Origin of the sequence: Chitinophaga sp. CF418, assembly GCF_900142925.1 — a bacterium.
GTDB lineage: Bacteria > Bacteroidota > Bacteroidia > Chitinophagales > Chitinophagaceae > Chitinophaga.
The window spans coordinates 597,594-610,352 of the sequence record NZ_FRCN01000002.1 but is presented as its reverse complement, the minus strand read 5'-3'; the positions used below and the strand labels follow the sequence as shown (position 1 = coordinate 610,352).

Genomic DNA, 12,759 nt, shown 5'->3' with positions numbered 1-12,759 from the left:
AAGGTTAAATTGTTATGGAATAGTTGTTGCTCAACGATGATTTGCAGTTTCCCAATGTACATCATACGGTGTCTCATATCAACATATTTAAATTTGATTATCTCACACATGCCCGTCCCAAAGGCATACAGGAATATTGGTCCTGTCTCTTCGATACTGCCTGTTTTCTCGCTCATCTATCCGTAATGGCTGTTACTATAGTTCTTACCTGTGACCAAAATCGTTTTTAGAACGGCTCAGGAATGCGATCGTACATCTGAATCCAATGTAGGATTTAGCACTATCCTGATATTCGTAGGAACGTGTACCTGTCTGTAGGAAATACCCGATATCTTTCCAGGAACCACCTCTTACAGCTTTACGTTTCATTTTCGGAACCGCGCTATCCGGTATGTCCATACGGAGGTATGGGTTCATATCAGATGTGAAAGAGTACGCGTTCTCATAATAAATGTCCTGTGTCCACTCAGCTACGTTACCTGACATATTATATAAACCGTAGTCGTTTGGCCAGTAAGCATCCGCTCTTACAGTGTAGAAACCACCGTCTTCAGGATAGTTACCACGACCTGGTTTAAAGTTAGCCAGCAAGCAACCTTTCTTGTTACGCAGGTAATAACCACCCCATGGGTAAGGAGATTGCTCTCTGCCACCACGTGCTGCATATTCCCACTGCGCTTCTGAAGGAAGCTGGAATTTATCTTCAGTGAATAATTTCTTAGAGATACGGTAGTCCTCCCAGAACTTACTACGCCATTCAGCGAAAGCGTTAGCCTGGTGCCAGGTTATCCCTACTACCGGATAGTTATCGAACGCAGGGTGCCAGAAGTACATCCTCGTCATTGGCTCATTGTAAGCGTAAGAGAAGTCGCGGATCCAGCACAATGTGTCAGGATAGATAGCAACATCCTTCTTAACAATGAACTTCGAACGGGACTTGTTTGCGTTCTCACGCAACTTGGCTTGCTCCCAGTTGAAGGTTTCTGCATGGTAAACCAGTTTACGCACATCGAATTCCTTACGTCCATACAGACGGTCTTCAGGTGCATAGGTCATACCCTCCAGTTTCTCCATGGTGGATTTATCCCTGTAATTGATTTTCTTCTTCCAATCGATATAATCCTCACCACCATCGTTCTTTACGTCACCCAGCATAATGTGGGCAATAGAATCTGTCACCCACTGTACGAACTGCCTGTACTCGTTATTTGTGATCTCCGTAGCATCCATATAGAAACCGGAGATAGAAATAGACTTGTTACGGGCGGTGTACGCGTAGTTCAAATCCTCATCGCTGGGACCCATGTGAAATGTTCCGGAAGGAACGTAAACCATTCCATAGGGCACTGGCGGGAAATACTTAGGTCTGGGACTTACGCCGATCAGCTGTCCTTGCGCATTTTTGGGGGTTTTACTACCACCGCAGCTGGCGAGCAGGCTTACCAGCAATACTGCTAACAGACCACTTGAAAAATTAAGCTTCATAAGGGTAGCTTTCATTGAAAATCATTTATTTCGTAGGCGACGCAGTTTACATTGGCCACAATGCTACTGAGGGTGTCGCTATGTTCTGAAACATGGCCGAAGGTCTTGCCGGTCTGTCCGGTCTGACCGTTAACCAACCAGCCATTCACACACAATGACCCTAAAGTTGTTAAGGGCAACTTCAGAAATTTAGCGGTTGTTCTACTTGTTGGTTTCACTTTTAAATTCATTCCCTTTTTGGAAGGTATTTTTCTTCAAAGTCAGCACTCTACCCCTCTGCTCAATCTATCTCCACTCTTAAGCAAGATAACAAATGTAACGATTAATTTTAATCCGTAGTTAGTTTTCATCCAACTTTTTCATGCCCCCTGAGGGAAGCGTGACGTTTAAATTAAACGTACTTTTTAACATTTTATTATATCTTCTAAAATCATTTTTCCGTGCGCATTTTACACAGATATGGTCATGCAAGATACATAAATATTATTTTAAATTAATTATTTCCTCTATATAATTAACTGGCTTAATACAATGATAATGCTCGCAGACATATATAAGCGTCTCTCCTGGCCGTTCCCGCTGTTCTAATAGCGGAATTCCCGGTTTGTCAGTTGTAGCTCCCAGTATTACTTTAAACGGAATATAATGCCTGTTAGTATCCTGCATCCGGGATTTATAATCATTTCCTACCACCGCTATCTCTTTTACCCCGTTCACAAGCTGTAATAACAACCCTGCCCATACGCCAAATGAAGTAGAATACCTTACCGCCATCTGCGATTGCCCTGCCAGCATAGCTATGCCCCGCTCTGACCAGTGCTTTTTGTCATAAACGATTGATAGATAGAGCAGATTAGACGCCATTACAGCATTGCCACTGGGAGTGGCTCCATCATAAACTTCCTTCTTACGTACGATAACATCGGTTTGGCCGGCTTCCGTATAATAGAAATAGAGGTCCCCTTCATCTGAAAAATTCGTAATGACATACTCCGTTAGTTCCCGGGCTTTTTCAAGCCACCCGGCGTCTCCCGTTACTTCCTGCAAAGCGATCAAAGCACGTACCAGCCACGCATAATCATCCAGGAATGCCGGATATTTCGCTACGCCGGCTTTAAATGTATGAAAAAAAGATTGTTTATCAACCTGTTGCAGATTATTCAGGCAAAAATTCATCGCTTTTATGCCCATCTCCCGGTATTGCTCCACGCCTAGTGCGGCATAAGCCCTACAACAGGCGTGTATCATCAGCGCATTCCACCCCAATATAATCTTGTCATCCAGCCCTGGTCTGATCCGCTTCGCCCTTACCGCCATCAGTTTTTCCCTGCTGACTGCCAGGCTTCTTTCCAGCGCTTCTTCCGTGAGTCCGTTCTCTGCCGCAAAAACCGCTGCCGGCTTCGTGATCCATAAAATATTGGTTTCCTCCCAGTTGCCGTGTTCCGTCACATCATAAAATGCGCAGAATAAAGCCGCGTCCGCACCAAGTACCACTTCTATCTCTTCCCTGCTCCAGGTGTAGAATTTCCCTTCCACACCCTCCGAATCTGCGTCCAGCGCACTGTAAAAACCACCACCGGCATCCGTCATCTCCCTTTCCACAAACCCCAGGGTATCTGCTATCGTCTTTGCATACAACTCATTCCGTGTCAGCTGGTATGCATCACTCATCACGTCCACCAGTAAGGCATTGTCATATAGCATCTTTTCAAAATGGGGCGCCAGCCATCTGGCGTCCGTGCTATAACGGGCAAATCCACCGCCCAGCTGATCATAGATCCCTCCCCGGATCATTTTGTCCAGGGATAACAGGGCCTGTTGCAGCGCCTGTGGCTCATTAAAACTATGATGATACCTCAACAGGTACTGAATAATAAACGTTCCGGGAAACTTGGGGGCACTTCCAAAACCTCCCCATTCCTTATCTCCCTGCTGCATCATGTTGCTGAAGATCGTATTACACTGTTCTTTCGTAAACAACTCTTCCTTCGGCACCAGTTGCAGATCAATGGGCTTCTCGCCAAACCGGGAAGCCTGCGCCAGGTGTTCCCGCATATTCTCCGCCTGTGTTTCCAGGTCTCCCCTGCGCTCCCTGAAAGCCTGGGACAATGCCAGCAACACTTCCTTCCAGGAAGGACGGTTAAATGCTTTCACCGGTGGGAAATAAGTCCCTCCGTAAAAAGGCAGCTTATCGGGCGTCAGGAACACATTCAGCGGCCAGCCGCCGGAACCTGTCATTGCCTGTACCGCATCCATGTAGATGTGGTCCAGATCCGGACGTTCTTCCCTGTCTATTTTGATATTGATGAAAAGTTCGTTCATGATACGGGCAGTTTCTGCATCTTCGAAACTCTCCCGCTCCATAACATGACACCAGTGGCAGGCGGCATATCCGATACTGACTAAAATAGGCTTATTTTCTGCTTTGGCCCTTTGCAGCGCTTCATCTCCCCATGGATACCAATCTACCGGGTTGTGCGCATGCTGCAGCAGGTAAGGACTGGTTTCTTTCGCTAGTCTGTTCACAGTTATGGTTATTCTCTTGTTTTTCTACAGTATTCTGGTTTGCCAGTGTTCTCCCTGATCCCCTTTTGTTACTTCAAATATAACAAAGGGACAGCGTTTGCTGTCCCTTTACTCAATTATTTTACGGTAATTTTCGTGTTATTTTTTGTTTATCGTCGCCAGGTACTGCTCAAGAGCCGCTACCATGGAAGGCGCCTGTGGAGTAGGCGCTTTTACATCCAGTCTCAGGCCGGCTTCCTCAACTGCCGCGGAAGTAGTAGGACCGAAAGAGCCGATACGGGTGCCATTCTGTTCGAACTTCGGAACGTTCTCAAACAGGGATTTTACACCATAAGGGCTGAAGAAGACGATCATATCATATTCAGTACCTTCCAGCAATTCCTTCACATCGTTGGACACTGTTTTGTACAGCGTAGCAGTAGCGTATTCACACTTATTGGCTTTCAGCCACTCTTCAATATCTTTACGTTGACTGTCAGAGCTGGGGAAGAGGAACTTTTCATTGTCACGGTGCTTGTTCATCACTTCCAGCAGGCTTTTGGTAGACCCGTCTGCACCGTAGAATACTTTACGTTTCCGGTATAGGATGAATTTCTGCAAATACAGGGCAATGGCTTCTGTAATACAGAAGTACTTACAGTCCTGCGACACCTTAATCTTCATTTCCTCACAGATCCTGAAAAAATGGTCTACAGCGTTCCGGCTGGTAAAAATAACAGCCGTAAAGTTCTGTATGTCAATCTTTTGTTTCCTGAAGTCTTTTGCGGACAGCCCCTCCACCCTTATAAACGGATAAAAATCCAATTTTACATTGAATTTTTTCGCTAGTTCAAAGTATGGTGATTTTTCTGTTTCAGGCTTAGGTTGGGAAATTAGAATTGACTGAATGTGTTTTGCTTGCAAATCTTTTTTTGGCCCGCCTTTAATCATACGTTTTTTTGCTCTTGTGTTAACAATAGGCAGTTTTAAAATCAGAGACCGCCAGTTAACGCGACCAGCAACACCTTAGTTATTATTAAAACCGGCGCTACTTCGAATGCGCAAAGGTAAAGAAAAAAATGCAATCTGCTGAAAGATAAGTATTGTTTTACCACTGAATACGACCGGATATACCGGTATGCCACCAATAAAACAATAAAGAATATAGAGATATACATAAAGGCTTTTGCCAATTCCGGCGTACAAAACGCTAAAATCACCAGGAACGGCACCAGCAAAATGCCCAAAACCTTATTGATCAGGTACAATATGAAGATATAGGCATCCGCCAGCTCGCTGCTGCCGAATAACCAGCCACAGAAACGCAGCATCAGGTATTTTACCCCATATACAACGGTCACCAGTACAATCAGTCCGGGGATGGCCATCCAGGCAGTGTTACTGGTGATATACTGCTGACGATACATCAGCAGATAGAGGTACAATGCCAGGCTGATCACAAAAAAGCTGTTCAGCAGGAAATTGGGGAAAGGCGACTGCGATAACTGGTCCTTTAGCTGACGTTGGCTCAGCGTTGGGTTCAAAAATGCCCGGAACAGGTCAGAGAAGTATTTCAGATAGCTCAACCGGATGATGCCCAGCAACAACACCACACCCGTCATCACATATACCAGCCAGTCAAGATCTTCATACGTCCTTAGTTTATTCACATCCAGCCGGGAGGGCTTATTGCTCCTTAAAAACACATTCTTTGCCGTCAGATCTTTCAGGAACAGATCAAAGGCCGTTTCCTGCCTCGAAGGTACGACAGCCTGCTGCTGCGCACTATCAGCGGAAGTTACTGGAACAGCAGGCGTTACAGCGGCCGGAACAGCAACAGCCGCTGCCGGAGCTGCAGGCTTTAAAGCGCTCGCGGGTATTGTTACACCAGCACTATCTTTTTTGATTACCGGCACTTTCTTTTTCGCTGGCCTGACAGCCGTATCACGGGGGGCATTCTGCACTTTTGCAGGTGCACTCTGTACTGCCGGCTCCTGCCGTACAGTACTATCCGTCTGAGCCGCCAAACGTAAACAGGGTATAATGAACAGGAATAACAACCAGTTTCGCACCAGGAAATATTTTAATGAATGCCGTTTAAAGTTGGGCAAAGATATAAAAATTGTCTATCCTCAGTAGGTTCATACGCTATAATAACCACATACTTATTTAAGCATATTCAGCAATTCCCGATACATGCATCCGGACTTAGGCAGCTATCTGCGCTCATCCCTTTCATCCACCCCGGCTTCAGATCCTGAAAGCCCGGAGCTATCAGAGGATAGCAAATGCGAAAGCCCTTTCAAAAGCCGCATCCATTCTATTAACGCAATATGTCACAATTTTGATATACTAACCTTCACAGTATCTATCGTATCCTTTTCCGGCACTCCCCGGAAGAATAATACCTCAGTATTAGCGTACCTTTGCCGCTGCTTTCATTGGGATCACCCCCTGGCTGTCAGTCAGAAACATCGGCAAGCGGGAACAATTCCAATTCATCGAACAACAACAACATGGCAGGTATCTATCTACATATTCCTTTTTGCAAACAGGCTTGTTACTACTGCAATTTTCATTTTTCCACCTCTCTTGCACAACAACCGGCCCTGATAAAGCAAATGCTGCGGGAAATCACGCTGCAAAAGGATTACCTCGCCGGTCAAACCGTTACCAGCATCTACTTCGGAGGCGGAACTCCCAGCCTCCTGAGCAGGGAAGACCTGCAGCAACTGCTGGACAAACTGTACAATACCTTCCAAATATCCCCTGACGCAGAGATCACCCTGGAAGCCAATCCTGATGACCTCTCGCCAGAAAAACTCAGGGACCTCCGCACCGCCGGGATTAACCGGCTGAGTATCGGGGTGCAGTCTTTCCACGAGGAAGACCTCCGCTGGATGAACCGGGCGCACGACAGCCGGCAGGCTTTACAATGTATCCGTGATGCACAGGCGGCAGGATTTAATAACCTGACCATAGACCTGATCTACGGCGGACCTACACTCACTGACGAAGGCTGGGCCGCCAACGTACAACAGGCTATTGACCTCGGCGTACAGCATCTTTCCTGTTACGCCCTTACGGTAGAACCTGGCACTGCCCTGGACCAGTTCATCCGTAAAAAGAAAGTAGCCGCTGTGGATACCGACAAGGCCGCCAGGCATTTTGAAATGCTCATGCAGTGGATGGACAAAGCAGGCTATGAACATTACGAGATCTCCAACTTCGCCCTGCCTGGATGGCATTCCAGGCATAACAGCAGCTACTGGCAGTCCCAGCCTTATCTGGGCTTAGGCCCCTCTGCTCACTCATTCAATGGCTATTCCCGCCAGTGGAACATCGCCAATAATGCCCTTTACATCAAAAGTATGGAGCAGGACACCGTTCCCTTTGAACAGGAAGAACTGACCCCATCTATGATGCTGAACGAATATATCATGACCACCCTCCGCACCTCCCAGGGCTGCCTGCTGCCCGTGGTAGCTGATCGCTTCGGTACAGAAAAACGCGACACGCTGCTGAAAATGGCCCGGCCTTTTATAGACAAAGGCTGGATGGTGCTTAAAGGGGAGGCGCTGGTATTGACGCCGGAAGGAAGATTATTTGCGGATGGGATTGCTTCTGACCTGTTTTCCTGATGATATGCCTGAGATATCGTCGAGATTCGCTTGATATTCGGTAGAGACTATAGCCTATAGGCGCTATACTATAGCTTTATAGGCTCTGTTCTATAGCCAACGCTATAGAATAGCTATGCTAATGCAGGACTACAGCGCCTTTAGCTAGGGCGTCGAAGGCCATTTCAAGCGAAGCCGAACCGGATCTTAAGCTAGCATATGACTAGCATATGACCAGGATCTTCCTCCGTTCTTCCTCCGTTCTTCCTCCGTTTTTAACGGAAGAAGAACGTAAGAAGATCCTGGTCATATGCTAGTCTGATGCTGGTTATATCCTGCCCCAAAAGACACAAAAAAAGCCATAGCACCCGCAGGTACTATGGCTCCGAATTATCTTAACGAACTCCTCCTTACTTCACACCAAACTTGTACACACAGGTAGACGTATAAGTCTCACCTGGCTTCAGCACTACTGAAGGGAAAGATGGCTGGTTAGGAGAATCAGGGTAATGCTGTGTTTCCAGGCAGAAAGCACCACGGTGAGCGTAGGTTTTACCTTCCTTGCCCTTATCGGTACCATCCAGGAAGTTACCGCCATAGAACTGTACACCAGGTTCGGTTGTCCACACTTCCAGGAAACGGCCGCTTTGTGGTTCCTGTACGGTAGCTGCCAGTGACAGCTCCTTGCTTTTTTTGTTCAGTACATAGTTGTGGTCATAGCCTTTACCGAATTTCAGCTGCTCGAAATCAGCATCCACTCTCTCTCCGATTTTGGCAGGAGTGGTAAAGTCCATTGGAGTGCCTTTTACCGGCTCCAGTTTACCCTTAGGGATCAGGGTACTGTCAACCGGGGTATATTTATCAGCATTGATGTACATAATGTGATCATTGATATCCCCGTTACCGGCGCCATGCAGGTTAAAGAAAGAGTGATTGGTCAGGTTTACTACAGTCGCCTTATCGGTAGTAGCAGTATAGTCGATCTTTACCTCATTGCTGTCTGTCAGCTCGTAGGTAAGTGTGATGTCCAGGTTACCGGGATATCCTTCTTCACCGTCTTTTGACAGGTAATGCAGCTTCAGGGTGTGATCATTAGGTTGCTCAGCATCCCATACCACGTCATTAAAGCCCTTTTTACCGCCATGCAGGTGGTTTACGCCGTTGTTTTGTGCCAGGGAGTATTCTTTGCCATCCACTTTGAACTTTCCTTTGGCAATACGGTTACCGTAACGTCCAACGATACCGCCATAATACCTTTCCTTGGTGTTCACATACTGGTCAATGTTGTCATAGCCCAGTTCCACATCAGCCAGTTGTCCTTGTTTGTCAGGAGCCATCAGGCTAACGATTTTGGCACCATAGTTTGTGATGGCTGCCTCGAGGTTGCCTTTTTTCAGGTGATACAGTTTCACCTGTTTGCCGTCAACCATTTTGTCAAATGCAGCATCTGATATCTGTCCTGCGGAAACAGCGTCTTGATTCGTACTCATACTATCTAATGAATTATTATTGGTTTTTGGACCAGACTGGCAGGCGCTTATGCTTACCGCGGCCGCCACTGTTAGAAGTGGAATAATGTTTTTCATATTTGGAAGTTATAAGGGTACAATATACCCTTTTTATATTAAAACTGATAGCATTCCACCAATGTAAAACGCTGATCACCACAAAAAAAAGTAGTGATCAGCGTTCTATTATAGCATTTTATCTGTTGACAGATATTCTTACCAGCCCAGCAGGTAAGCAAATATCAATGGAGCTACAATGGTAGCATCAGATTCGACGATAAATTTCGGAGTGGTAATATCCAGTTTACCCCAGGTGATCTTCTCATTAGGCACTGCCCCGGAATAAGAACCGTAAGAAGTGGTAGAGTCAGAAATCTGGCAGAAATAGCTCCAGAAAGGAACATCGTGCCATTCCAGGTCCTGGTACATCATTGGCACCACGCAGATAGGGAAGTCGCCCGCTATACCGCCACCGATCTGGAAGAAGCCTACGCCCTTACCAGCGGAATTGTTGCGGTACCAGTCAGCCAGCCATACCATGTACTCGATACCGCTCTTCATGGTAGACGCCTTCAGTTCACCTTTGATGATGTAGGATGCGAAGATGTTACCCATGGTGCTGTCTTCCCATCCTGGTACAACGATCGGAATGTTACGTTCAGCAGCAGCGATCATCCAGCTGTTTTTCGGATCGATCTCGTAATGCTCTTTCATCACGCCGCTCAGCAGCAGCTTGTACATGTATTCGTGTGGGAAATAGCGTTCGCCTTTATCGTCCGCATCTTTCCAGATCTTATGAATATGTTCCTGTATACGACGGAAAGCTTCCTCTTCTGGTATACAGGTATCTGTTACCCTGTTAAAGCCATCCTGCAGCAGATCCCATTCTTCCTGGGGGCTCAGGTCACGGTAATGAGGCACCCTTTTATAATGTGTGTGTGCAACGAGGTTCATTATATCCTCTTCCAGGTTAGCCCCGGTACAGGAGATAATGTCTACTTTTCCCTGGCGGATCATTTCCGCGAAAGAAATACCCAGCTCGGCGGTACTCATAGCACCAGCAAGGGATACCAGCATTTTACCGCCCTCCAGCAAATGTGTTTCATATCCCTTTGCAGCATCCACCAGTGCAGCCGCATTGAAGTGGCGGTAGTGGTGCTGGATAAATTGAGAAATAGGCCCTTTATTCATGTCCGTTTATAAGTTTAAAATCCAATAGAGAACGGCAAAGGTAAGGAATTAAAAAAAATAGCCCATAATAGCTGCTGCTACTATGGACTATACTGACTATGGACTTTCAACTGATGAACTGATGTCTAAACTTTCTTCATGTTCTGGTAAACACTCAGGTCTCCGTTAGCGCCTGATTTGATCACTTTCCATGTCTTCTCACCTTCCAGTGTTACATAATAAACGGTAGTTCCTTCACTGTCAAATTCCACTACCCAACGGATCTTGTCCTTAGGATAACGTTTTGCCAGTTTGTTGGACACGGCCAGTGGCAGATACTGCTCGTCAATGTAACGGCGGGTAGCCAGCAGGTTACCTTCTCCGTCGAAATAAGCAGTTACACTGCGCGCGTTCAGACTGAACTTAGCCATAAACGTCTTGTTGTCTTCACTGTACCATTTAATATCTGAAGCACCGGCAAACTCCTTGTTAAGCGCCTGTTTCAGTTTGGTAGTGGCCTCCATTTCCTTGGTGCCAGCAAAGGCAAATTGTGTAGAGAAGAAAAGTACTGCAGCAAATAAGAGCAGCATTCTCCTGAACCGGTTACCTTGCAACCGGCTTGCATCCGCAGATGCATTGGTGTTGTTAATTGAATTGATGCTAGGTTTCATGGCGGAAACTTTTTTGGTTTGTTTTTGTGATGTAAATGTACATGTAATAGAAGGTGCGGGTCAAATGCTTTGTTATAAGTGGATACGCTAGATTACTTGGCTAAAGTCACTTATATCGCCGGCATGCTGAACTTACTCCATCTCTCCATATACTTCCTTTACTATGCACATGTTGCACTGAAAGCCCGAATGTTGCAACGGTCTCCGTTAAGCTTTTGTTAAACTGGACGGAAATTCCAGGATCATTGACGAATGGAATTATGCAGTTCTCTATGTCCCTTTACCAATGGCTAACGATCTTTGTTCACTGTTTAACTTCGGGTTGTTAATCAACATGACGACACAAATGTCAGCACATTTTTCTTCTCCGGCAATCACCATAAATGGTATAAAAACTAACCGAAAACGGTGATTTAACAAATTGATAGACAACCTTAACACGCAGGTAACATTGAAGCTGTATGAAGCGTCTCCGTATGCAAAAGACAGTAGCTGCAAAAGTTGTTTTATCTTCAGTGTATGAACTACCTGGCCCACGCATATCTCTCATTTCAAGATCAGTCCCTTATAGTGGGCAATATGATTGCTGACTATGTAAAAGGTAAACAATGGCAGGAGTATGATCCGGGCATACAGCAGGGTATACAGTTACACAGGGCCATTGATAACTTTACAGATACGCATCCTGTTACATTGGCCGCCAGGGAATACTTTCAGCCCTCATGCGGCAGGTATAGCGCCGTATTCATTGACATCGTATATGATCATTTCCTTGCCACAGATACCACCATTTTTACAGATGCTACCTTGTCTGCTTTTTCAAAAGAGATATATACTGTTTTAGCCAGTCATCATGATGTACTACCGCCTGTATTCCAACAGGTATTTCATCATATGCGGCAACATAACTGGCTATATGGATACAGGTTTATGGACGGTATTTATAAGAGCTTCAGCGGTATTGCACACAGGGCTAAATTCCTTGAAGTAACGGCAGATGCTCCTTTTGCAGTGCTGCAGGAACATTACGATACACTCGCTGCACATTACCGTACATTCTTTCCCGAATTGACCGCCTTCGTTAAAACTTACCCGCATTAAATCGTACGTTTGCACTATTATTCTTAACATCTGAATTGATAGCCAACAATGAAAAATTTAGTACGAGTAATGCTGCTTATTGCCATAGCAGGCCTCACCAGCCCTTCCAGCTATGCGCAGGACAAAAAGATGCCCCCACTAGATGCCAGCCCGATGGACATGGCGTATTATCCTGTAATGTATCCCTACGTAGTGAAAGTAAAAGGTGAACCCGGATCACTGGTAGCACGTGTTATTTACAGCCGTCCACAGAAGAAAGGCAGAAAGATCTTTGGTGAACTGGAATCTTATGGTGAGATCTATCGCCTTGGCGCCAATGAAGCCACAGAGATAGAGTTTTTCCGTCCCGTTGTAATCGGTGGCAAAACCATTCCCAGAGGTCGTTACACCCTCTATGCTCTTCTTTCCGAACAAAAATGGACAATGATCGTTAACCGCGAAACAGACATCTGGGGCGCATTTAAATACGATCAGCATAAAGATGTGGTAAGGACAGATGTGCCGGTTAGTAAACTGACCACACCTGTAGAACCATTTACAATCGTTTTTGAGAAAGCAGACTATGGCGCTAACCTTGTAGTAGCCTGGGATACCACCAGCGTAAGCCTGCCTATTAAATTTTCGGAAAAAGCACCTGTAGCTGTCGCAAAGACTGATAAGAAGAAATAACAACCTGTTCTGATCATCAGTAGTGAAGAT

At 45.9% G+C, this 12,759-nt stretch carries 10 protein-coding genes; 3 read left to right on the top strand and 7 right to left on the bottom strand.

The annotated features are described in order from the left end of the window. Nucleotides 1-204: 204 nt before the first annotated feature. The 4 genes from F3I09_RS07075 to F3I09_RS07060 form a co-directional block, all read right to left on the bottom strand. Nucleotides 205-1,500: an SUMF1/EgtB/PvdO family nonheme iron enzyme gene (locus F3I09_RS07075; RefSeq protein WP_223233157.1), complete on the bottom strand. Its 1,296-nt coding sequence runs from the start codon at nt 1,498-1,500 to the stop codon at nt 205-207. 468 nt (nt 1,501-1,968) lie between these two features. Continuing rightward, complete coding sequence (locus F3I09_RS07070; protein WP_149694339.1) at nt 1,969-4,011, bottom strand: thioredoxin domain-containing protein; 2,043 nt, start codon at nt 4,009-4,011, stop codon at nt 1,969-1,971. Nucleotides 4,012-4,149: 138 nt separating this feature from the next. Continuing rightward, nucleotides 4,150-4,815, bottom strand: coding sequence for a uroporphyrinogen-III synthase (locus F3I09_RS07065; RefSeq protein ID WP_247812407.1), 666 nt, complete (start codon nt 4,813-4,815; stop codon nt 4,150-4,152). A 167-nt stretch (nt 4,816-4,982) separates the two neighbouring features. Continuing rightward, nucleotides 4,983-6,062 carry a DUF4271 domain-containing protein gene (locus tag F3I09_RS07060; RefSeq protein WP_149694337.1) on the bottom strand — a complete coding sequence of 360 codons (1,080 nt, stop codon included), beginning with the start codon at nt 6,060-6,062 and terminating at the stop codon, nt 4,983-4,985. A 444-nt stretch (nt 6,063-6,506) separates the two neighbouring features. On the opposite strand from F3I09_RS07060, the gene hemW reads away from it, so the two are divergent. Beyond that, complete coding sequence (gene hemW / locus F3I09_RS07055; protein ID WP_149694336.1) at nt 6,507-7,631, top strand: radical SAM family heme chaperone HemW; 1,125 nt, start codon at nt 6,507-6,509, stop codon at nt 7,629-7,631. A 389-nt stretch (nt 7,632-8,020) separates the two neighbouring features. Here the strand turns inward: hemW and F3I09_RS07050 are convergent, their stop codons facing one another. From F3I09_RS07050 to F3I09_RS07040, 3 genes are all read right to left on the bottom strand, one after another. Beyond that, complete coding sequence (locus tag F3I09_RS07050; protein ID WP_223233156.1) at nt 8,021-9,100, bottom strand: aldose epimerase family protein; 1,080 nt, start codon at nt 9,098-9,100, stop codon at nt 8,021-8,023. A 234-nt stretch (nt 9,101-9,334) separates the two neighbouring features. Beyond that, entirely contained in the window at nt 9,335-10,309 is a 975-nt protein-coding gene (locus tag F3I09_RS07045) for a deoxyhypusine synthase family protein (RefSeq protein ID WP_149694334.1), read from the bottom strand. Between the two features lie 125 nt (nt 10,310-10,434). Beyond that, nucleotides 10,435-10,959 carry a hypothetical protein gene (locus tag F3I09_RS07040; protein WP_149694333.1) on the bottom strand — a complete coding sequence of 175 codons (525 nt, stop codon included), beginning with the start codon at nt 10,957-10,959 and terminating at the stop codon, nt 10,435-10,437. Nucleotides 10,960-11,478: 519 nt separating this feature from the next. On the opposite strand from F3I09_RS07040, the gene F3I09_RS07035 reads away from it, so the two are divergent. Both F3I09_RS07035 and F3I09_RS07030 read left to right on the top strand, forming a co-directional pair. After that, entirely contained in the window at nt 11,479-12,060 is a 582-nt protein-coding gene (locus F3I09_RS07035) for an ACP phosphodiesterase (RefSeq protein WP_149694332.1), read from the top strand. Between the two features lie 48 nt (nt 12,061-12,108). Next, nucleotides 12,109-12,729, top strand: coding sequence for a DUF2911 domain-containing protein (locus tag F3I09_RS07030; RefSeq protein WP_223233155.1), 621 nt, complete (start codon nt 12,109-12,111; stop codon nt 12,727-12,729). Nucleotides 12,730-12,759 lie beyond the last annotated feature (30 nt).